Source organism: Salmonella sp. 32070601201500089SM (assembly GCF_017573605.1).
Taxonomy (GTDB): Bacteria; Pseudomonadota; Gammaproteobacteria; order Enterobacterales; family Enterobacteriaceae; genus Salmonella; species Salmonella enterica.
In genome coordinates, this window is sequence record NZ_JAGETK010000002.1 from 43,245 (window position 1) to 63,577 (window position 20,333).

Here is a 20,333-nt window from a genome sequence, read left to right on the forward strand (position 1 = left end):
CCATGCAGGATGAGTTTTACATGGCGCGAGCGCTCAAACTGGCGCAGCGTGGACGTTTCACCACTCACCCGAACCCTAATGTCGGCTGTGTCATTGTTAACAATGGCGACATCGTCGGCGAAGGTTATCACCATCGCGCCGGAGAGCCGCACGCCGAGGTTCATGCGCTGCGGATGGCGGGCGCAAAAGCCAAAGGCGCAACCGCCTATGTCACGCTTGAACCCTGTAGCCATCATGGGCGAACGCCGCCATGTTGCGATGCGCTGATTGCGGCCGGCGTCGCGCGCGTGGTCGCCGCGATGCAGGACCCGAACCCACAGGTCGCCGGGCGTGGGCTGTATCGCCTGCAACAGGCGGGTATTGCGGTCAGCCACGGGTTAATGATGAGTGAAGCGGAGGCGCTCAATAAAGGCTTCCTCAAGCGGATGCGTACCGGATTCCCTTATCTTCAGCTTAAACTGGGCGCCTCCGTGGATGGACGGACGGCGATGGCCAGCGGCGAAAGCCAGTGGATCACCTCGCCGCAGGCCCGGCGCGACGTTCAGCGCTTGCGTGCGCAAAGCCACGCTATCTTAACCAGTAGCGCGACGGTATTGGCTGACGATCCGGCCTTGACGGTGCGTTGGGCGGAGTTAGATGCCTCTACGCAGGCGTCTTACCCGCAGGAAAATCTGCGCCAGCCGGTGCGAATTGTTATCGACAGCCAAAACCGGGTAACGCCTGCGCATCGTATTGTGCAGCAGCCTGGCGAAACGTGGATTGCGCGTACCCAGGAAGATAGCCGCGCGTGGCCCGATGCGGTTCGTACTATCAGCGTGCCGGCGCACAACGGACATTTGGATCTGGTTGTACTGATGATGCAGTTAGGCAGGCAGCAGATTAATAGCATATGGGTTGAAGCCGGACCGGGACTGGCAGGCGCGTTGCTGCAAGCTGGGCTGGTGGATGAACTGATTGTCTATGTCGCGCCTAAATTGTTGGGAACCCAGGCGCGGGGATTATGCGAATTGCCGGGGCTTGAGAAGCTCGCCGACGCGCCGCAATTTACCTTCAGCGAAATACGTCATGTCGGCCCGGATGTTTGCCTGCATATGGTGAGCGCATGAGTTCTCCCGTCGAAAGGGGAGCAGCGCTCAAATTATTATGATAAAATCCGCCCCCCTGCGGGGCCAAATGAACCCTGGAAGAGAGAATATGAACATTATTAAAGCTAACGTTGCAGCCCCTGACGCTCGTGTCGCCATCACTATTGCGCGTTTCAATCAGTTTATCAACGACAGCCTGCTGGATGGCGCGGTTGATGCCCTGACGCGTATTGGTCAGGTAAAAGATGATAATATTACCGTAGTGTGGGTGCCTGGCGCCTATGAACTGCCGCTGGCGACCGAAGCGCTGGCGAAAAGCGGTAAATACGACGCCGTGGTTGCGCTGGGAACCGTGATTCGCGGGGGGACTGCGCACTTTGAATATGTGGCAGGCGGCGCCAGCAATGGCCTGGCAAGCGTTGCCCAGGACAGCGGCGTGCCGGTAGCCTTTGGTGTTCTGACCACCGAGAGTATTGAACAAGCCATCGAACGTGCTGGTACAAAAGCCGGTAATAAAGGCGCAGAAGCTGCGCTGACCGCGCTTGAAATGATTAATGTATTGAAAGCCATTAAGGCCTGATTTTTTGTAAGGGGAATTCCGTGAAACCTGCTGCTCGTCGCCGCGCCCGTGAGTGTGCCGTCCAGGCGCTTTACTCCTGGCAGTTGTCCCAGAACGACATCGCTGATGTTGAATACCAGTTCCTGGCGGAACAGGACGTAAAAGACGTCGACGTTCTCTATTTCCGTGAACTGCTATCCGGGGTGGCGACTAACAGCGCGTACCTGGATGGTTTAATGAAACCGTATCTGTCCCGTTTGCTTGAAGAGCTGGGACAGGTTGAAAAAGCCGTGCTGCGTATTGCGTTGTTTGAGCTGTCAAAACGCAGCGATGTGCCTTATAAAGTGGCCATCAACGAAGCGATTGAACTGGCGAAAACCTTTGGCGCTGAAGACAGCCACAAATTCGTCAACGGCGTACTGGATAAAGCAGCTCCGGTGATTCGTCCCAACAAAAAGTGATTCACAGGCCGGAAAGATAGCGGGCGATCGATACCCGCCGTCTCCGGCCTTTTCTTTTTTTCTGCTGAGGCATAACGTATGGCATGTGGCGAGTTTTCCCTGATTGCCCGTTATTTTGACCGTGTAAGAAGCTCTCGTCTTGATGTTGAAACCGGTATTGGCGACGATTGCGCGCTCCTGAATATTCCTGAAAAGCAGACCCTGGCGATCAGTACCGATACGCTGGTGGCGGGCATCCATTTCTTACCCGATATCGATCCTGCCGATCTGGCGTATAAAGCGCTGGCGGTGAATTTAAGCGATCTGGCGGCGATGGGCGCCGATCCGGCATGGTTAACGCTGGCGCTCACGCTTCCTGACGTCGATGAGGCGTGGCTTGCCGCGTTCAGCGACAGCCTGTTTGAACAACTGGATTACTACGACATGCAGCTCATTGGCGGCGATACCACGCGCGGCCCGCTGTCGATGACGCTAGGTATTCATGGCCTTGTGCCAGTCGGTCGGGCGTTGAAACGTTCTGGCGCAAAACCGGGCGACTGGATTTATGTTACTGGCACGTTGGGCGATAGCGCTGCCGGGCTGGCGATTCTACGGGGTGATTTTCGCGTGGGAAGCTGGGGGGATGCCGACTATCTGGTCAAACGCCATCTGCGCCCGACGCCGCGTATTTTACAAGGGCAGGCGCTACGCGATCTCGCCAGTTCAGCGATCGATCTTTCCGACGGTTTGATCTCCGATCTTGGTCACATTCTGCAAGCCAGCAACTGCGGCGCGCGAATCGATTTGGAGGCGCTGCCTGACTCCGAAGAACTGTGGGGACATGCCAATGATCCCGAACAAAAGCTTCGCTGGATGTTATCCGGCGGCGAAGATTATGAACTGTGCTTTACCGTCCCGGAGCTGAACCGTGGCGCGCTGGATGTCGCGCTTGGTCATCTGGGCGTGCCGTTTACCTGTATCGGGCAAATGACGGCGGATATCGAAGGGATCGCCTTTGTGCGTGACGGAGAACCTGTCACTTTTGACTGGAAAGGATATGACCATTTTGCCACGCCATAAAGATGTTGCGAAAAGTCGCCTGAATTTGCGCAATCCGTGGCACCTGCTCGCTACCGGCTTTGGCAGCGGGCTGAGCCCCGTGGTGCCGGGCACGATGGGCTCGCTGGCGGCGATCCCCTTCTGGTATTTGATGACGTTTCTGCCGTGGCAGCTTTATTCGCTGGTCGTGATGTTTGGGATCTGCATTGGCGTTTATCTTTGCCATCAGACGGCGAAAGATATGGGCGTACACGACCACGGCAGTATTGTCTGGGATGAATTTATCGGTATGTGGATAACGCTAATGGCGTTGCCGACGACGGACTGGCAGTGGGTGGCTGCCGGGTTCGTTATTTTCCGCATTCTGGATATGTGGAAACCCTGGCCGATCCGTTGGTTTGATCGCAACGTGCACGGCGGCATGGGGATTATGATCGATGATATCGTCGCCGGGGTGATATCCGCTGGCATACTGTATTTTATCGGTCATCACTGGCCGCTCGGTATTATTTAAAGGGTTTGCCGGATGGCGGCATAAACGCCTTATCCGGCCTGCCCCTGAACAATATGTCGATTTCGCAGGCCCGATAAGCGCCGCGCCATCGGGCAATGGCAGATTATTTAAATCCCACTACCGGATGCTGTTTGTACGGCGTTTCGAGTTCGGCAATCTGCTCCGGTTTGAGCGTTAAATCAACGGCATTCAGCAACTCATCTAACTGTTCTTCACGCGAAGCGCCGATAATCGGCGCGGCGACGCCTCGTTTGCTGAGCAGCCAGGCCAGCGCAACCTGCGCCCGCGTTGCGCCAAGCGCCTCGCTGACGCCAGCCAGCTGTTCCGCTATTTGCGCATCATTTTTATCGCTTTCATCGTATAAATTTTTACCCACGTCATCCGAGGCCAGCCGGGCCGTGGTTTCTCCCCAGGGGCGAGTTAAGCGCCCGCGCGCCAGCGGACTCCACGGAATCACGGCGACCCCTTCCTGCCAGCACAGCGGTAGCATCTCACGCTCTTCCTCACGGTAGATCAGGTTATAGTGATCCTGCATAGTGACAAACGGCGCCCAGCCGTGTTGTTTTTGTAGCGCCAGCGCTTGGGCAAATTGTGAGGCGTGCATTGAGGAAGCGCCGATATAGCGGGCTTTACCCGCCTTCACCACGTCGTTTAGCGCTTCCAGAGTTTCTTCTATCGGCGTGGTGTAATCCCAGCGGTGGATTTGCAGGATATCGACATACTCCATTCCCAGACGGGTGAGGCTATCGTCAATAGAGCGCAGGATTTGCGCGCGGGACAATCCTTCCGGCAGATCGCCGACGCGATGGAAGACTTTCGTCGCTACCACCACTTCGTCGCGCCGGGCGAAATCACGCAGCGCACGACCAACAATCTCTTCGCTGCTGCCGTCGGAGTAGCTGTTGGCGGTATCAAAAAAGTTAATGCCGCCCTCAAGGGCGCGCTTGATGATGGGACGGCTGCTCTCTTCGGGAAGCGTCCAGGCGTGATTGCCGCGACTTGGCTCGCCGAATGTCATGCAGCCCAGACAAAGGCGGGACACCCGAAGATCTGTATTTCCTAACGTGTTGTATTGCATGACTCCGCTCCTGTTATACCCGTCACTCTTCAAGCATAGCAGGAGCAAAGAGGGGATTATGCCAGCCAGGCCTTGATTTTGGCTTCAATGCCTGCAGCGTCGAGCCCCAGTTCCGCGCGGGCTTCTTCCTGCGTTCCTTGCGGGATAAAGAAATCCGGAAGACCGATATTCAGCACAGGTACAGGTTTACGATGGGCCATTAGCACTTCGTTTACGCCGCTGCCAGCGCCGCCCATAATGGCGTTTTCTTCCAGCGTCACCAGCGCGTCATGCTGCGCGGCCATCTCCAGAATTAACGTGTCGTCCAGCGGTTTAACAAAGCGCATGTCGACCAGCGTGGCGTTCAACGCTTCGGCGACTTTCGCCGCCTCTGGTATTAAGGTGCCAAAGTTCAGAATCGCCAGTTTTTCGCCATGACGCTTCACAACGCCTTTACCAATAGGCAGTTTTTCCAGCGGGGTTAGCGCCACGCCCTGCGCATTACCGCGTGGATAACGTACTGCCGTCGGGCCGTCGTTATAGTGATACCCGGTAAATAACATCTGGCGACATTCGTTCTCGTCGCTTGGCGTCATGATCACCATATCCGGGATGCAGCGCAGATAGGAGAGATCGAACGCGCCCTGGTGCGTTTGCCCATCCGCGCCAACGATACCGGCGCGATCGATGGCGAACATGACCGGCAGTTTCTGGATAGCGACGTCATGGATGACCTGATCGTAGGCGCGTTGCAGGAAAGTAGAGTAGATCGCCACGACGGGCTTATAGCCGCCAATCGCCAGACCTGCGGCGAAGGTGACGGCATGTTGCTCGGCGATGGCGACGTCAAAATAGCGATCCGGGAATTTACGTGAAAATTCCACCATGCCGGAACCTTCGCGCATTGCCGGGGTGATCGCCATCAGCTTGCTGTCTTTGGCGGCGGTTTCACACAGCCAGTCACCGAAGATTTTTGAATAACCTGGCAGACCGCCGCTGCTTTTCGGCAAACATCCGCTGGAAGGATCAAATTTAGGCACCGCATGGAAAGTGATCGGATCTTTTTCCGCGGGCTCATAACCGCGGCCTTTCTTGGTCATGATATGCAGGAACTGCGGGCCTTTCAGGTCACGCATGTTCTTCAATGTGCTGATAAGCCCCATGACATCGTGACCATCGACCGGCCCGATGTAGTTAAAGCCCAGCTCTTCGAACAGTGTTCCCGGCACAACCATGCCTTTAATATGTTCTTCGGTACGCTTGAGCAGCTCTTTAATTGGCGGTACGCCGGAGAAGACTTTTTTTCCGCCTTCGCGCAGAGAAGAGTAAAGCTTACCGGAAAGTAGCTGCGCCAGATGGTTGTTGAGCGCGCCGACGTTTTCCGAAATCGACATTTCATTGTCGTTCAGAATGACCAGCATGTCGGGTCGGATATCGCCTGCGTGATTCATTGCTTCAAACGCCATACCGGCGGTGATGGCGCCGTCGCCAATCACACAGACGGTGCGGCGATCTTTGCCTTCTTTCTCCGCCGCCACGGCAATACCGATACCGGCGCTGATGGAGGTGGAGGAATGCCCAACGCTCAGCACATCGTATTCGCTTTCTCCGCGCCACGGGAACGGGTGCAGACCGCCTTTCTGGCGAATGGTGCCGATTTTGTCGCGACGACCGGTAAGGATTTTATGTGGATAAGCCTGGTGACCAACATCCCAGATTAGCTGGTCAAACGGGGTGTTGTAGACATAATGCAGCGCCACGGTAAGTTCTACCGTGCCCAGCCCGGAAGCGAAGTGCCCGCTGGAACGGCTTACGCTGTCGAGTAAGTAGCGGCGTAGCTCGTCGCAGAGTTTCGGCAGACTCTCTTTCGGTAACAGTCGTAACTCCTGGGTGGAGTCGACCAATGCCAGGGTAGGGTATTTGGCTATATCAAAACTCATCGCAAGCTCATTGGATATGGGGTTTATTTATCACGCTGGATTATGTAGTTCGCTAGCGCTTCCAGTGCCGAGGTGTCCAGTGATTGCGCGGCCAGCTGATGTAACGACTGACGGGCGTCCTCTATCAGGTCCCGGGCTTTATTCCGGGCTTGCTCAAGACCCAGAAGTGCAGGGTAGGTACTTTTGCCAAGCTGCTGGTCTGCGCCCTGACGTTTACCTAACGTTGCAGTATCGCCCACCACATCCAGAATGTCATCCTGAACCTGGAAGGCAAGGCCGATACTCTCTGCATAGCGGTCAAGTATCGGCAGAGTATTCCGTCCTTTATCGCCCGCGCTCAACGCGCCAAGTCTAACGGCGGCGCGAATGAGCGCGCCGGTCTTATGGCGATGAATGCGTTCCAGCGCGTCCAGAGTGATCCGCTGGCCTTCTGCCGCCAGATCCAATGCCTGACCGCCGCACATACCGGCGATGCCGCTGGCGTTCGCCAGTTCGGCGATCATCGCGATACGATCGCGATCGGTGACTTCCGGCATCGGCGCGTCGCTGATAATGGCAAACGCCAGCGTTTGCAACGCGTCTCCCGCCAGGATTGCGTTGGCTTCGCCAAATTTAATATGGCAAGTCGGCAGGCCGCGACGCAAATCGTCATCGTCCATTGCTGGCAGGTCGTCATGGATCAGCGAATAGGCATGAATGCATTCGACCGCCGCAGCTGGCGCATCCAGCGTTGCCGTACTGACGCCAAACATTTGACCGGTGGCGTAAACCAGAAATGGCCGCAGGCGTTTACCGCCTAATAATGCGCCATACTGCATGGCTTCGACCACGGGAGTGTTCTGAAAGGGCAGTGGCGCGATAAAACGGCTCAGCGCCTGATTCGCTTGCGTTACGCAAGCCTGTAGCTGCTGCGTAAAGTCCATTTACTCATTATCCGCGATAAAAGGCTCAGGTGAAGCCTCTTCATTATCAGACAGCAAAATTTGCACGCGCTGTTCCGCCTGCTGCAGTTTTGCCTGCCCCTGACGCGCCAGTTGTACGCCGCGCTCGAATTCATTCAGCGCGTCTTCCAGCGGCAAATCGCCGCTTTCCAGGCGGGTAACAATATGTTCCAGCTCGCTCAGCGCAGTTTCAAAGCTGGCGGGCGCCTCATTTTTCTTCGGCATGATGACTGTTTGACTCTCTGTAATGGCAGCACAAGTCTATGGTAACGGACTCACACTGATAAGCAAATAACGCGCAATGGTAAGGGGAAATGCGCAAGATGTCCGTGATAGTGATATACTTCCGCGCCTGGATGCAGCCGTAGGTATGGGCTGCTGTACTATTTCTCCACGACAAGCCTTAGATTGCTTGCTAAAGAACCATTGCCGCCATGAAGTTTATCATTAAATTGTTCCCGGAAATCACTATCAAAAGCCAATCTGTGCGTTTGCGCTTTATAAAAATTTTAACCGGGAACATCCGTAACGTTTTAAAGCACTACGATGAGACCCTCGCGGTTGTCCGTCACTGGGATAACATTGAAGTTCGCGCCAAAGATGAAAACCAGCGTCTGGCGATTCGCGACGCGCTGACCCGCATTCCGGGGATTCACCATATTCTTGAAGTCGAAGATGTGCCGTTCACCGATATGCACGACATTTTCGAGAAAGCGTTGGCGCAGTATCGCGAACAGCTTGAAGGCAAAACCTTCTGCGTGCGCGTAAAACGTCGCGGTAAGCATGAGTTTAGCTCCATTGAAGTGGAGCGCTATGTTGGCGGCGGATTAAATCAGCATATTGAATCGGCGCGCGTGAAGCTCACTAACCCGGATGTGACGGTGCATCTGGAAGTGGAAGATGATCGCCTGCTGCTGATCAAAGGGCGTTATGAAGGTATTGGCGGTTTCCCGATTGGCACCCAGGAAGATGTGCTGTCGCTGATCTCCGGCGGTTTTGACTCCGGCGTCTCCAGCTATATGCTGATGCGTCGCGGCTGTCGCGTACACTACTGCTTCTTTAACCTTGGCGGCGCGGCGCATGAAATCGGCGTTCGCCAGGTGGCGCATTACCTGTGGAACCGCTTTGGCAGCTCCCATCGCGTGCGTTTTGTGGCGATTAACTTTGAACCAGTGGTCGGCGAGATTCTGGAGAAAGTCGACGACGGCCAGATGGGCGTGGTGCTCAAACGTATGATGGTACGCGCGGCGTCGAAAGTGGCGGAACGTTACGGCGTACAGGCGCTGGTGACCGGCGAAGCGCTGGGCCAGGTGTCCAGCCAGACGCTAACCAACTTGCGCTTGATCGATAACGTGTCTGACACGCTGATCCTGCGCCCGCTGATCTCTTACGATAAAGAGCACATTATCAACCTGGCGCGCCAGATTGGTACGGAAGATTTTGCCCGTACGATGCCGGAATACTGTGGCGTGATTTCAAAAAGTCCGACGGTGAAAGCCATTAAAGCGAAAATTGAAGCCGAAGAAGAAAATTTCGACTTCAGTATTCTCGATAAGGTGGTAGAAGAAGCGAACAACGTCGATATTCGTGAAATCGCCCAGCAGACCCAGCAGGAGGTGGTGGAAGTAGAAACCGTGAGCGGTTTCGGCCCGAACGACGTGATTCTGGATATCCGTTCTGTGGATGAGCAGGATGACAAGCCGCTGAAAGTGGAAGGTGTGGACGTCGTTTCGCTGCCGTTCTACAAGCTGAGCACTAAATTTGGCGACCTCGATCAGAGCAAAACCTGGCTGCTGTGGTGCGAACGCGGGGTAATGAGCCGCCTGCAGGCGCTCTATCTGCGCGAGCAGGGCTTTGAAAACGTGAAAGTGTATCGTCCGTAATTCCTTTGCCGGGTGGCGGCTATGTCCTACCCGGCCTACCGTTTTATTTCTGCCCCAACCGTTTTGCAATGCGCTCCAGCCTCATCATCAGCAGCAGCGTAATGGCCACCAGCACAATAGTCAGCGCCGCGCCGTCGGCAATATTTCCACGGTCGGTCAGGCTAAAGATAGCTACCGGCAGCGTCGTCCAGCCCGGTGGATAAATCATCATCGTCGCGCCCAACTCCCCCATGGAGAGCGATAAACTCAGCGCCAGCGCTGACACCATCCACGGCATCAATAACGGCAACGTCACGTGACGCAGACGATACCAGGGCGATGCCCCCAGACTCGACGCGACGTTTTCAATATCGGCGGAAATGCGCGCCAGTCCGGTCGACACGTTACTGAAGGTAAAGGCGGAAATCAGCACAAAGTGCGCTGTCAGCACAATCCATAGGGTGCCGTTCATTTGCAATGGCCCCTGGCTGAAAGCAACCAGAATGCCCAGACCCACGGACACTGACGGAATCGCACTCGGCAGATAGAACACCATACTTAACCACTTCTGCGTTTTCACCCCATATTGACGCAGCGCCAGCGCCGCCCAAACGCCGCAAAGCAGCGCAAACAGGCTGGCGCAAAAGCCAATCGTGAGGCTGGCAAGTAGGGCATCCCATGCCGCACCGTGCAGAGCGTTAACAAAGTGGTTCAGCGTGAAGCCACTCGGCAGAATACCGTTCCACTGCTGGCTAAGGCTGGACATCAGAATCACCGCCAGCGGCAGGAAAAAGAACACGATAAACAGTACGCTAGCCACAACGCCCGCCGCTGCGCGTCCTTTAGGTGACCAAATTAGCATGGCTAGCTCCTTACGCCGGTACGCGATGCCGCCAGGCGATAGAGGGAGAACAGCCCCAGCGACAAGACAATGTTAATCAACGCAATCATGCAGGCGACCGTATAGTCGGACTCCAGAATCGCTTTGCTGTAAACCATCATCGGCAGGGTGTTAACCCCTTTCGCGCCAATAAACAGTACGATGCCGAACTCGTTAGTGGTCAACAGTAGGCACAGGCTGCCACCAGCCATCAGCGCCGGTAGCGCCGCCGGGAAAATCACCTGCCCAATCACCCGTAACGGGTGCGCCCCCAGAATACTGGCTGCCTCTAGCTGGCTTTTATCAATTTGCCGCAGCGCGGCCATCAGTGGCCGCATCACCAGCGGAGTGAACACCGTGATCTCCGCCAGAATGACGCCCTGCATCGAGTAGAGAAAATCCACCGGCGGTAGCTCAAAGGCAAACAGGCTCATCAGCGCACCGTTGAGCAGACCCGCTGACCCATAAATAAAGGTGAACGCCAGCGTAATCAGGAAGGTCGGCAGCGCAATAAAAGTATCGACGACCCGACCAATCAACTCGCTGCCGGGGAAAGGAATAAACACCAGAATCAGCGACATCACGCTGCCCAGCAGCAGGCAACCGGCGGTGGCGAAAAAGGCGATTTGCAACGTGTTCAGCAACGCGCCGACAAAGCGTTTCGAGTCGACCACCTGCCGGAAGGTCTCGAGCCCGATCTCGCCATTGGCACCGCGTAGCGCCTGTTCAACGATGAGCGACAGAGGCCAGAAAAACAGCGTCGCCAGCACCAGCAACGGGAGCAGCAGCCACAGCAGTGGGCGTAGGTTAAGCGCCGGTTTTTCCAGAGGTAAAATGAGTGACATGGTTATACCTCAATCAGGACCGCATCATCCGGTTCGAACCACAGCGCCAGCTTGTCGCCCACGCGCGGCAGCGGATTGACATGCGTCAACACCATCCGCACCGTTTCGCCAGCAACGTCACACAGCAGATGGGTTAAATCGCCCTGCCAGTGCACCGATTGCAGTGTGGCGTTGAAGCGGTTGCTGTAGGCCGAACGCGGCGTCAGGCTGAGGTGCTGAGGACGAATGCACAGCAGTTTGTTGTAACCGTGGTGGCTGCCCCGGCTGAACGCGCGAATCACCGCACCGCCGCAGCTGACGTCCACCAGCCCCGGAGCCTCCGTTATCCCCAGCGCGATGGCGGAGAGAATATTGGCGCGACCTAAGAATTCGGCGGCAAAACGATTGGGCGGATGCTGATATAGCGCGCGGGTTTCGCCGTGAGCAATCAGCGAGCCATCCTTCATAATGCCGATTTTATCGGCCAGAGTGAGCGCTTCCGTTTGATCGTGGGTGACGTAGAGAATAGTGAGTTCCGGCAGCTCACGGTGAAGACGGGCGATTTCTTCCACCATATTATGACGAATCTGTGCGTCCAGCGCTGACAGTGGTTCATCCAGCAACAGCACGCGCGGGCGCACGGCAATCGCGCGGGCGATGGCCACGCGTTGCTGCTGGCCGCCGGAAAGTTGATGCGGATAACGGGCGGCGTAATCACTCATGCCAACCGTTTTCAGCGCCTGCGTTACACGCTCATTAATTAGCGCCTTTGGCTGCTTCTGCGCACGCAGGCCAAAAGCGACGTTGTCTTCCACTTTCAGATGCGGGAACAAGGCGTAGTTCTGCACCACCATCGCCAACCCGCGTTTATAGGGTGGCAGATGGGTGACGTCCGTATCGCCAATCAGAATACGACCGCCTGCAGGTTGCACAAAGCCCGCAACCGCACGCAGCACCGTCGTTTTTCCAGATCCTGATGGGCCAATCAGCGCCAGCACTTCGCCAGGTTCAATCGTCAAAGAGAGCGGTTTAAGCACCACGTTGCCGTGATACGCAACGCGCAGCGAGTCGAGGACTATCCCCGATGTCCCCTGCGATGCAGGGGCGTGAACGGCGGTCGTTTTCATCAGCATCAGGCTTACTCGCTTTCGGTCACTTTGTGCCAACGGCTAATATCTGCCGACAGCGAAACGGCTACGTCATCCCAATTTGGCTGCCAGCTCTGCACGCCTTCCAACGCGGCAGTGGCGGCCTTGTAATGTTCGTCGCTCGGCGTCACGTCGCTGCGTACCGGCATTCCCCAGGAGAGTTCGCTGACGCGAGTCTGCGCTTCTTTACTCAGCAGGAAGTTAATCAGCTTTTTACCATTTTCACTCTGCGGCGCCCCCTAGACCAGGCCAATGACATAAGGGATGGCCAGCGCGCTGCGCTCGCCTTTGTCGTTGGCCGGCCAGAAGATTTTCACGTTCGGGTTACGTTCCATCTGCGCGAGGTTCATTTGCAGGTCGCCGTTAGCGACGTAGATTTCACCTTTATTAACCAGCGCGGTTAGCTTGCCGGTAGAGGCAGATGGCCCGACGTTATTGGCCTGCAGCTTGCCGAGATACGCAAAACCGGCATCTTTACTGCCGAAGCTGTGGAAAGCCTGCAGCATCACCGCCGTGCCGTCAGCGGCCTGACCTGGCGTGGAATACTGGAGTTTATTTTTGAATTTACCGTCAAGCAGATCCTGCCAGCTCGCCGGGGCAGTTTTCAGCAGCTTGCTGTTGTAGATAAAGCTCAGATAGTTCTTTACCAGCGGCGAATAAAGGTTGTTGGCATCGGGGATAGCCGATGCGGCGTCGGTGTTAAAGTTCGCCAGCAGCTTTTCGGCGGCGGCGCGCTGAATGAATGGCGGCGCGGTTACCAGCACGTCGGCCTGTGGATTCGTGCGCTCTTTTGCCAGACGTTCCACTACCACGCCACCACCGCCTTCAACATAGCGTACGGTAATGCCGGTCGCTTTGGTGAACGCGTCAAACTGCACCTGGTACCAGCTGTTATCGCCATCGTGCAGCCCGTCGATGGAGTACACCGTGACCACCGATTCCGCCCATGACGGGGCGCTGGCGAGAGCGAAGACAGACAGCAGAGCAAGTCGGGAAAGTTTCATCGTAATAGCCTCATAGCGTACGTTGCATTTTCTGGCCTATACCAGGTTTGCTTTTTACGCTAAACGGCTTATATGACAAAACGATGAAAGAGAAATAAATCAGTCCACGCCGGAGGATGCTGCGCTTATCCGGATAGCCGTGAGACGATACGATTGACAGGCCGGATAAGGCCCGCAGCCAACATCCGGCGCACCCGCTAGTGGGTATCTACCTCAATGCGCAGGCTGTCGTGACGCCAGTATTCGATATCCAGATCCAGCACTCGCCCGTGTTGATCGTAGTTCAGACGGCGCAGCAACAGCGCCGGGCGCCCTTCCATAACGCCCAGCGCCTGTGCGGCCTGCGCAGGCATGGCGGTGGGGTAGAACGACAGATGCATGCTGGTATAGACGAGGTTGTAGTGCGACTCGTATACCTCGGTCAGGCTGCCGTTGAGATCGTACTGCAGCAGCTCAGGCACGCGGGCGGGCAAACAATGGTTTTCGCAGTAGCACACGGCGCGGCCATCGGCGTAACGCAGACGGGTCAGCAGATAGATTTGATCAAACGGCTGGAGCTGGAGGGGCTCCATGACCTCGACAGGCACGGTGGTTAACACGCCGCTCAGTAGCGCGGTTTTTGGCTCCCGCCCCTGCTCGCGGCAAAGCTTATGGAAGTTGGTGTTCTGGGTCGGATCCAGCCACAGGCGTTCCGGCGTAACGAACCAACCGCGACGATCGGCGCGCCAGATAAGCCCACTGGACTCCAGCTGCGCCAGGCTTTCGCGAATAGTAATGCGCGTGGTGTTGAAGATCGCGCACAGTTCGCGTTCAGAGGGCAGTTTATCACCGCTTTTCAACGCACCGCTCTGAATACGCGCCTGAAGCTGTGCCTTGATCAACAGGTACTGCGGGATATCGCCCGGGATAGATTTCATGCTTACTCGCTTCCGTTTTGCCTGCCGCCATTATACAAGCAGAGATGAATTTTTTGTTGCAGCGCGATTTTCTCTTTGACCCGTCGCGGCAAAGATCGTCATGATAAATGCAATCTGGTATAGACCAAAGGTAAATAACATGACTTCGCGTAACTATCTGCTGCTGACTCCTGGCCCGCTCACCACCTCTCGTACCGTGAAAGAAGCGATGTTGTTCGATAGCTGTACCTGGGATGATGATTACAATATCGGCGTGGTGGAACAGATCCGCCAGCAGCTAATCGCACTGGCAACGGCCTCCGAAGGCTACACCTCCGTACTGCTGCAAGGCAGCGGCAGCTATGCTGTGGAAGCCGTACTGGGCAGCGCATTGGGGCCGCAGGATAAGGTGCTGATCGTCAGCAACGGTGCATACGGCGCACGAATGGTCGAGATGGCCGGCCTTATGGGTATCGCCCATCACGCTTACGACTGCGGCGAAGTTGCGCGCCCGGACGTGCAGGCGATCGACGCGATCCTCAACGCCGACCCGACGATCAGCCATATCGCCATGGTGCATAGCGAAACGACCACCGGGATGCTCAACCCCATTGATGAGGTGGGCGCTCTGGCGCATCGCTATGGCAAAACCTACATCGTTGACGCCATGAGCAGCTTCGGCGGCATCCCCATGGATATTGCAACATTACACATCGACTATCTGATCAGCTCCGCCAATAAATGCATTCAGGGCGTGCCGGGTTTTGCCTTCGTGATTGCCCGCGAGCAAAAACTGGCCGCGTGCAAAGGGCGTTCCCGCTCGCTGTCGTTAGATCTCTACGCCCAGTGGCGCTGCATGGAGGATAACCACGGCAAATGGCGTTTTACTTCGCCCACTCATACCGTCCTGGCGTTTGCCCAGGCGCTGAAAGAGCTGGCGAAAGAAGGTGGCGTAGCGGCACGTCATCAACGCTATCAGCAAAATCAGCGCAGCCTGGTGGCCGGAATGCGGGCGCTGGGCTTGAACACGCTGCTGGATGACGAACTTCATTCGCCCATTATCACCGCCTTTTATTCACCGGAAGACCCGCAGTATCGCTTTAGCGAATTTTATCGCCGCCTCAAAGAGCGGGGCTTTGTGATCTATCCAGGCAAAGTGTCGCAAAGCGACTGCTTTCGCATCGGCAACATTGGCGAAGTATATGCCGCCGATATCACTGCCCTGCTGACCGCCATTCGTACCGCCATGTACTGGACGAAATAAGGAACCATGATGAACCGTATTCACGCTGTTATTCTCGACTGGGCGGGCACCACCGTCGATTTTGGCTCCTTCGCGCCGACGCAAATTTTCGTCGAGGCGTTCCGTCAGGCATTTGATGTGGAGATCACCCTCGCCGAAGCACGCGTGCCAATGGGGCTGGGTAAATGGCAACACATTGAAGCGCTGGGAAAATTACCTGCTGTTGACGCGCGCTGGCAGGCAAAGTTTGGCCGCTCCATGAGCGCAGCAGATATTGATGCCATCTACGCTGCCTTCATGCCGTTACAGATTGCTAAAGTTGTCGATTTTTCTTCTCCTATTGCCGGAGTTATCGACACGATCGCGGCGCTACGAGCCGAGGGCATTAAGATAGGCTCCTGCTCCGGTTACCCACGAGCGGTGATGGAGCGCCTGGTTCCCGCCGCTGCCGAGCATGGCTATCGTCCGGATCATTGGGTGGCAACGGACGACCTGGCCGCGGGTGGTCGCCCGGGGCCGTGGATGGCGCTGCAAAACGTGATTGCGCTGGGCATTGATGCGGTCGCGCACTGTGTGAAGGTAGATGATGCCGCGCCGGGCATTAGCGAGGGGCTTAACGCGGGGATGTGGACGGTGGGGCTGGCGGTATCGGGTAACGAATTCGGCGCAACATGGGACGCCTATCAGACAATGTCGAAAGAGGACGTTGCGGTCCGCCGCGAGCACGCGGCCAGCAAGCTGTACGCCGCCGGGGCGCATTACGTGGTGGATTCACTGGCGGATTTACCTGGGGTGATTGCGCATATTAATGCGCGTCTGGCGCAGGGCGAACGCCCGTAAAATAACTGCCGGATGGCGCTGTCGCTTATTCGGCCTACAGACTGTACCGTTTTGTAGGCCGGATAAGGTGTTTACGCCGCCATCCGGCAATCATTCTTATTCGTAGTAGTTATAAATCCCCGCCGCCATCACCAGTTGCGAAGCCACTTCATGCGCTTTTTCACGACCAGCCAACAGGTCGATGATTTTCAAACCAAAATCGATAGCGGTACCCGGTCCCTGGCTGGTTAATAATTTTACCCGCGCATCCCACACCACACGCTTATCCAGCCACTGTTCGGCGGGGATCTTATCTTTCAGCGCCGGAAAACCGGTCATATTGCCGATAGGGAAGATATCGTGCGGCACGAGCACTGTGGCGGCTGCGGCGCAAATGGCTGCGACAATGCGCCCGGAGCGGTGAAACTGTTTTACGGTTTCGACCAGCAGCGGGCTGTCGCGAAAGCACTCGGCGCCTTTAATTCCGCCGGGCAACACGATGATGTCATAATCGCCGTCGGCAACTTCAACCAGCGGCGCATCCGCCAGTAGCTTTACACCGCGCGAGCAGACAATCGTCAGGTTGCCATCGCTGGCGACGCTGGCGGTAGTGACGTGGATTCCGCCGCGAACCAGCAGATCGATAGTGGTGACCGCTTCGGTCTCTTCACTACCAGGGGCGAGGCATACCAGTGCCTGAGCGTTCATACTCACTCTCCTTTCGCTTTACCATTTCAAACAGGCGGCTATTTTCCGGAACGGCGAGACCGTGCACACGGGCGCGCTTGAGTAAATAACCGGTGATGTAGTCAATTTCGGTATGGCGCATGGCACGCACGTCCTGCAACATGGATGAGATGTTTTCTGCCGTACTGTCAATCACTTGCTCAACATAATAGCGTAAATCGTCTGCCGATGTGTGGTAGCCTTCACGTTCAATCACGGCGGCGACCTCTTCGCAAATTGCGTTGATTTCATCAGGATGATGGCGCAGCTCGCCGTTCGGGCAGTTCCAAAGCGCGGTGAGCGGGTTGATAACACAGTTGACCGCCAGTTTGCGCCACATCTCTGCGCGGATATTGTTATGCCAGGCGACATCGGGCAGTGCCCCCTGCAGGATATCGGCGAGATAACTGTAATCGCCGTCTTGCTCGCGTGCCGGGCCAATATGCGTAGTACCGTTAGCGACATGAATAATGATATTACCGTCGCGGCGCGCAGCATGGGTGATAGTCCCCATCAACATCGGCTGTTGGATATTTTGCAGTTCTTCTATGGTTCCCATTCCATTATGAATGAGCAGGATAGGCGACGTCACCGGTAGGGTTGACGCCAGGGTTCGTACTGCGTCGGAAACCTGCCACGCTTTCAGCGTGACTAACAACAGTTCGCTCTTCGCCAAAAAATCCGGATCGTTTGCCGTCAGTGATTCGTTGAAAAAGGAACCATCGGTATCGATCAGATTTACGCTGCAATAAGGTTGTGGCACCCGTAGCCAGCCCTGTACGTCATGTCCATGTTTGCACAGTGCCGAAAGCCAAAGTTGTCCTAAGGCTCCGCATCCCAGTACAGTAATTTTCATTGTTCCTCCTCACCTGCAACAGCGCCAGGTGTTATGGCGCTAATTATAGCGTCATCAGCTAAGCTTCTCGTTAAGCCTCGTTGCAGGTATTATGCAACGCAACGAAAATGAAGGGAGAAGAAAAGATGCCATCTTTCGATATTGTTTCTGAAGTTGATCTGCAGGAAGCGCGTAACGGCGTGGATAACGCGGTTCGCGAGGTTGAGTCTCGTTTTGACTTTCGTGGCGTAGAGGCGACTATTGAACTGAACGATGCCAATAAAACCATCAAGGTGCTGAGCGAGTCTGATTTCCAGGTCAATCAGTTGCTCGATATTCTGCGCGCCAAGCTGCTTAAACGCGGTATTGAAGGCGCTTCGCTGGATGTACCGGACGAGTTCGTGCATAGCGGTAAAACCTGGTATGTGGAAGCGAAGCTGAAGCAGGGCATTGAAAGCGCCGTGCAGAAGAAAATCGTCAAGCTGATTAAAGACAGCAAACTGAAGGTGCAGGCGCAAATTCAGGGGGAAGAGATTCGCGTGACGGGAAAATCACGTGACGATCTGCAATCGGTAATGGCGCTGGTACGCGGCGGCGATTTAGGCCAGCCGTTCCAGTTCAAAAACTTCCGCGATTAAGTTGTTATGCCGGATAGAGCCTCGCCGCCATCCGGCAATGCAGTATTCATCCTTTGCTGATAAGCTGTTCAACTTCAAAGCGATTGGTCACTTTGCTGTCGATTTTGACGTAAGCGGAATGCTCTTCCGCCACGATCAGCGCTTCGCTTACGCCTTTCATTGCCAACAGTCGCTGTTTTAGTCTGTCGTCAGCAACGATATCCGCTGGAATTTCCACGCGCAGGCTGCTGACATAGGGCGGCTCTTTCATGGTACTTGCCACCGCCAGCCATACCATCGCCAGTACGGCCCCGGCAAGGAAAACGGTTTGCCCATCAAACGTGCCGTCTATCCAGCCGCCCAGCGAGCCGCCAAGCGCCACGCCAAGAAATTGACTGGTAGAATAGACGCCCATCGCCGTTCCTTTATACCCCGCGGGCGACTCTTTGCTAATAAGCGAAGGCAGCAGCGCCTCCATCAGATTAAAGGCGAGGAAAAAGAGTTGTACGCCAATCACCAGCTCCCAGAAATGTTGGCCCGCTCCCCACAACACGATTTCTGCGACGACAATGAGCCCCACGCAGAACAGGAATACCTGCTTCATCCGCCGTTTGACTTCAGCATAGATAATAAAAGGCACGACGGCGGCAAAGGCGATCACCATGGTTGCCAGATACACCTTCCAGTGTTCGGCGGCAGGGAAACCGGCATCGGCAAGCTGGCCGGGCAGGGCGACAAAGGTGGACATCAATAAAATATGCAGACACATAATGCCGAAATTGAGCTTGAGCAGCCTCGGCTCCGCCAGCACTTTACTGAAGCTGCCTTTGACCATCCCGGATTCGCGATTCAGCACATGGTTAGTACTGTTGGGAACCACCCAGATCGTCAGAAGAATGCCCAGAGTGGCGAGGGCGGCGATCATCCAGAACAACGCGTTCAATCCCAGACTATGGGTAACGATCGGCCCTAATACCATCGCAATCGCGAAGGTGATACCAAAGCTGACGCCGATAAACGCCATCGCTTTGGTGCGGTTTTGCTCGCGGGTGAGGTCAGACAGGAGCGCCATGACGGCGGCGGCAATAGCGCCGGACCCTTGTAGCGCTCGCCCCAGAATAATGCCCCAGATTGAGTGGGAGAGCGCGGCAATGACGCTACCCGCGACAAATACCGCCAGTCCGCCGACAATCAGCGGTTTACGGCCAATGCGGTCGGACAGCAGCCCAAAGGGAATTTGAAAGATAGCCTGCGCCAGCCCGTAAATGCCGATCGCAATGCCGATTAATGCTTCGCTGGCGCCCTGTAGCGCCATACCGTATGTGGTCAGTACTGGTAGAACCATAAACATGCCCAGCATACGCAACGAAAAGACGGTCCCTAAACCCCATGTGGCGCGCAGCTCCCCTGGCGTCATTTTATAATCGTTCATTGCCACCTCTGTATAAAAGCTGGGAGTAGTGTAGTGCGGGGAGTGTGCCGGGTAAATAGAGGGTTAATTAGCAAATATTATGTTTTTGAAACAGTTGAGCTAAAAAAGAGATAAATTGTTAACACGATAGGGGCGATCGGGAGAGTCAGCATAGCCTTGTGCTCATTCATATTCCGATCTCCTTGAGCTGTAGTGGCTATCTGAGCCGTATCAGTATAGTGTAGCGGTTAGCCACGGCCTTCAGGCGGTGTGCGCTGTTGCTCCATGTTGCAATAGCAGAACTCGTCAAGCCAGACTGTCAGCGAACCGCGCTGCCTGAGTGTGGCTGGCCGGTGGGTGATTTTAAACTTTTGCTTTGCCATAGGAACCCGATTCTGAAACGATGGCAATGATCAGATCCGCCCATCTTCTGAAAATTTGATTTATTCAACAACGCCGAGACTGATAGCAAA

At 55.7% G+C, this 20,333-nt stretch carries 20 protein-coding genes and 2 pseudogenes; 9 read left to right on the forward strand and 13 right to left on the reverse strand.

What is annotated here, in order from left to right:
* The first annotated feature begins 2 nt into the window (after positions 1-2).
* The 5 genes from ribD (at position 3) to pgpA (ending at position 3,657) form a co-directional block, all read left to right on the forward strand.
* Positions 3-1,106: a bifunctional diaminohydroxyphosphoribosylaminopyrimidine deaminase/5-amino-6-(5-phosphoribosylamino)uracil reductase RibD gene (gene ribD / locus J4728_RS03685; protein WP_001150216.1), complete on the forward strand. Its 1,104-nt coding sequence runs from the start codon at positions 3-5 to the stop codon at positions 1,104-1,106.
* 88 nt (positions 1,107-1,194) lie between these two features.
* Positions 1,195-1,665 carry a 6,7-dimethyl-8-ribityllumazine synthase gene (gene ribE / locus J4728_RS03690; protein WP_001021372.1) on the forward strand — a complete coding sequence of 157 codons (471 nt, stop codon included), beginning with the start codon at positions 1,195-1,197 and terminating at the stop codon, positions 1,663-1,665.
* 20 nt (positions 1,666-1,685) lie between these two features.
* Positions 1,686-2,105: a transcription antitermination factor NusB gene (gene nusB / locus J4728_RS03695; RefSeq protein WP_000801129.1), complete on the forward strand. Its 420-nt coding sequence runs from the start codon at positions 1,686-1,688 to the stop codon at positions 2,103-2,105.
* A gap of 78 nt (positions 2,106-2,183) precedes the next feature.
* Positions 2,184-3,164 carry a thiamine-phosphate kinase gene (gene thiL, locus J4728_RS03700; RefSeq protein WP_000752134.1) on the forward strand — a complete coding sequence of 327 codons (981 nt, stop codon included), beginning with the start codon at positions 2,184-2,186 and terminating at the stop codon, positions 3,162-3,164.
* Positions 3,142-3,657 carry a phosphatidylglycerophosphatase A gene (gene pgpA / locus J4728_RS03705; RefSeq protein WP_000154063.1) on the forward strand — a complete coding sequence of 172 codons (516 nt, stop codon included), beginning with the start codon at positions 3,142-3,144 and terminating at the stop codon, positions 3,655-3,657. The genes thiL and pgpA overlap by 23 nt, the downstream gene beginning before the upstream one ends.
* Positions 3,658-3,760: 103 nt before the next feature.
* Here pgpA and J4728_RS03710 read toward each other — a convergent pair whose 3' ends face one another.
* Genes J4728_RS03710 through xseB form a run of 4 tightly spaced genes read right to left on the reverse strand, consistent with a single transcriptional unit; the run spans position 3,761 to position 7,820 of the window.
* Positions 3,761-4,735: an aldo/keto reductase gene (locus tag J4728_RS03710; RefSeq protein WP_203438052.1), complete on the reverse strand. Its 975-nt coding sequence runs from the start codon at positions 4,733-4,735 to the stop codon at positions 3,761-3,763.
* 56 nt (positions 4,736-4,791) lie between these two features.
* Positions 4,792-6,654: a 1-deoxy-D-xylulose-5-phosphate synthase gene (gene dxs, locus J4728_RS03715; protein WP_000006782.1), complete on the reverse strand. Its 1,863-nt coding sequence runs from the start codon at positions 6,652-6,654 to the stop codon at positions 4,792-4,794.
* A 23-nt stretch (positions 6,655-6,677) separates the two neighbouring features.
* The gene (gene ispA, locus J4728_RS03720; protein ID WP_000348076.1) at positions 6,678-7,577 is read right to left on the reverse strand and encodes a (2E,6E)-farnesyl diphosphate synthase; all 900 of its coding nucleotides are present in this window, start codon (positions 7,575-7,577) and stop codon (positions 6,678-6,680) included.
* Positions 7,578-7,820: an exodeoxyribonuclease VII small subunit gene (xseB, locus tag J4728_RS03725; RefSeq protein WP_001124944.1), complete on the reverse strand. Its 243-nt coding sequence runs from the start codon at positions 7,818-7,820 to the stop codon at positions 7,578-7,580. It abuts the gene before it with no gap.
* A 209-nt stretch (positions 7,821-8,029) separates the two neighbouring features.
* Here xseB and thiI point away from each other — a divergent pair, with 209 nt between their 5' ends.
* Positions 8,030-9,478, forward strand: a complete 1,449-nt coding sequence (thiI, locus tag J4728_RS03730) for a tRNA uracil 4-sulfurtransferase ThiI (protein ID WP_000668652.1) — start codon at positions 8,030-8,032, stop codon at positions 9,476-9,478.
* 43 nt (positions 9,479-9,521) lie between these two features.
* Here thiI and phnV read toward each other — a convergent pair whose 3' ends face one another.
* From phnV to phnR, 5 genes and pseudogenes are all read right to left on the reverse strand, one after another.
* Entirely contained in the window at positions 9,522-10,319 is a 798-nt protein-coding gene (gene phnV / locus J4728_RS03735) for a 2-aminoethylphosphonate ABC transport system, membrane component PhnV (RefSeq protein ID WP_208211217.1), read from the reverse strand.
* Between the two features lie 2 nt (positions 10,320-10,321).
* On the reverse strand, positions 10,322-11,182 hold the full coding sequence (gene phnU, locus J4728_RS03740; protein ID WP_000052713.1) for a 2-aminoethylphosphonate ABC transporter permease subunit: 861 nt from the start codon (positions 11,180-11,182) through the stop codon (positions 10,322-10,324).
* Between the two features lie 2 nt (positions 11,183-11,184).
* Positions 11,185-12,294, reverse strand: a complete 1,110-nt coding sequence (phnT, locus tag J4728_RS03745; RefSeq protein ID WP_000928787.1) for a 2-aminoethylphosphonate ABC transport system ATP-binding subunit PhnT — start codon at positions 12,292-12,294, stop codon at positions 11,185-11,187.
* Between the two features lie 5 nt (positions 12,295-12,299).
* Positions 12,300-13,313, reverse strand: a pseudogene (phnS, locus tag J4728_RS03750) (2-aminoethylphosphonate ABC transporter substrate-binding protein).
* Positions 13,314-13,510: 197 nt separating this feature from the next.
* Positions 13,511-14,230 (reverse strand): phosphonate utilization transcriptional regulator PhnR, encoded by a 720-nt coding sequence (gene phnR / locus J4728_RS03755; protein WP_000836268.1) that lies wholly within the window; start codon positions 14,228-14,230, stop codon positions 13,511-13,513.
* 139 nt (positions 14,231-14,369) lie between these two features.
* Here phnR and phnW point away from each other — a divergent pair, with 139 nt between their 5' ends.
* A complete protein-coding gene (gene phnW / locus J4728_RS03760) occupies positions 14,370-15,473 on the forward strand; it encodes a 2-aminoethylphosphonate--pyruvate transaminase (RefSeq protein WP_208211219.1) in 1,104 nt (367 codons plus the stop codon).
* Between the two features lie 9 nt (positions 15,474-15,482).
* Entirely contained in the window at positions 15,483-16,292 is an 810-nt protein-coding gene (gene phnX, locus J4728_RS03765) for a phosphonoacetaldehyde hydrolase (RefSeq protein ID WP_001530701.1), read from the forward strand.
* 96 nt (positions 16,293-16,388) lie between these two features.
* Here the strand turns inward: phnX and yajL are convergent, their stop codons facing one another.
* Together yajL and panE are read right to left on the reverse strand one after the other, a co-directional pair.
* Positions 16,389-16,979, reverse strand: coding sequence for a protein deglycase YajL (gene yajL / locus J4728_RS03770; RefSeq protein ID WP_208211221.1), 591 nt, complete (start codon positions 16,977-16,979; stop codon positions 16,389-16,391).
* On the reverse strand, positions 16,942-17,853 hold the full coding sequence (gene panE / locus J4728_RS03775; RefSeq protein ID WP_208211223.1) for a 2-dehydropantoate 2-reductase: 912 nt from the start codon (positions 17,851-17,853) through the stop codon (positions 16,942-16,944). The genes yajL and panE overlap by 38 nt, the downstream gene beginning before the upstream one ends.
* A 125-nt stretch (positions 17,854-17,978) precedes the next feature.
* On the opposite strand from panE, the gene J4728_RS03780 reads away from it, so the two are divergent.
* Positions 17,979-18,470: a YajQ family cyclic di-GMP-binding protein gene (locus tag J4728_RS03780; RefSeq protein WP_001138913.1), complete on the forward strand. Its 492-nt coding sequence runs from the start codon at positions 17,979-17,981 to the stop codon at positions 18,468-18,470.
* A 46-nt stretch (positions 18,471-18,516) separates the two neighbouring features.
* On the opposite strand, the gene J4728_RS03785 is transcribed toward J4728_RS03780, so the two are convergent.
* Entirely contained in the window at positions 18,517-19,881 is a 1,365-nt protein-coding gene (locus tag J4728_RS03785) for an MFS transporter (RefSeq protein WP_001000938.1), read from the reverse strand.
* A gap of 230 nt (positions 19,882-20,111) precedes the next feature.
* Positions 20,112-20,243, reverse strand: a pseudogene (locus tag J4728_RS23805) (IS5/IS1182 family transposase); the annotation flags it as partial.
* Positions 20,244-20,333 lie beyond the last annotated feature (90 nt).

Excerpts from the sequence above, each read along its gene's own strand:
- xseB (WP_001124944.1), bottom strand. The coding sequence starts at position 7,820 with ATGCCGAAGAAAAATGAGGCGCCCGCCAGCTTTGAAACTGCGCTGAGC.
- panE (WP_208211223.1), bottom strand. The coding sequence starts at position 17,853 with ATGAAAATTACTGTACTGGGATGCGGAGCCTTAGGACAACTTTGGCTT.
- J4728_RS03785 (WP_001000938.1), bottom strand. The coding sequence starts at position 19,881 with ATGAACGATTATAAAATGACGCCAGGGGAGCTGCGCGCCACATGGGGT.
- ribD (WP_001150216.1), top strand. The coding sequence starts at position 3 with ATGCAGGATGAGTTTTACATGGCGCGAGCGCTCAAACTGGCGCAGCGT.
- phnW (WP_208211219.1), top strand. The coding sequence starts at position 14,370 with ATGACTTCGCGTAACTATCTGCTGCTGACTCCTGGCCCGCTCACCACC.
- ribE (WP_001021372.1), top strand. The coding sequence starts at position 1,195 with ATGAACATTATTAAAGCTAACGTTGCAGCCCCTGACGCTCGTGTCGCC.
- phnX (WP_001530701.1), top strand. The coding sequence starts at position 15,483 with ATGAACCGTATTCACGCTGTTATTCTCGACTGGGCGGGCACCACCGTC.
- phnV (WP_208211217.1), bottom strand. The coding sequence starts at position 10,319 with ATGCTAATTTGGTCACCTAAAGGACGCGCAGCGGCGGGCGTTGTGGCT.
- thiI (WP_000668652.1), top strand. The coding sequence starts at position 8,030 with ATGAAGTTTATCATTAAATTGTTCCCGGAAATCACTATCAAAAGCCAA.
- yajL (WP_208211221.1), bottom strand. The coding sequence starts at position 16,979 with ATGAACGCTCAGGCACTGGTATGCCTCGCCCCTGGTAGTGAAGAGACC.
- J4728_RS03780 (WP_001138913.1), top strand. The coding sequence starts at position 17,979 with ATGCCATCTTTCGATATTGTTTCTGAAGTTGATCTGCAGGAAGCGCGT.
- dxs (WP_000006782.1), bottom strand. The coding sequence starts at position 6,654 with ATGAGTTTTGATATAGCCAAATACCCTACCCTGGCATTGGTCGACTCC.
- phnU (WP_000052713.1), bottom strand. The coding sequence starts at position 11,182 with ATGTCACTCATTTTACCTCTGGAAAAACCGGCGCTTAACCTACGCCCA.
- thiL (WP_000752134.1), top strand. The coding sequence starts at position 2,184 with ATGGCATGTGGCGAGTTTTCCCTGATTGCCCGTTATTTTGACCGTGTA.
- phnR (WP_000836268.1), bottom strand. The coding sequence starts at position 14,230 with ATGAAATCTATCCCGGGCGATATCCCGCAGTACCTGTTGATCAAGGCA.
- J4728_RS03710 (WP_203438052.1), bottom strand. The coding sequence starts at position 4,735 with ATGCAATACAACACGTTAGGAAATACAGATCTTCGGGTGTCCCGCCTT.
- ispA (WP_000348076.1), bottom strand. The coding sequence starts at position 7,577 with ATGGACTTTACGCAGCAGCTACAGGCTTGCGTAACGCAAGCGAATCAG.
- pgpA (WP_000154063.1), top strand. The coding sequence starts at position 3,142 with ATGACCATTTTGCCACGCCATAAAGATGTTGCGAAAAGTCGCCTGAAT.
- phnT (WP_000928787.1), bottom strand. The coding sequence starts at position 12,294 with ATGCTGATGAAAACGACCGCCGTTCACGCCCCTGCATCGCAGGGGACA.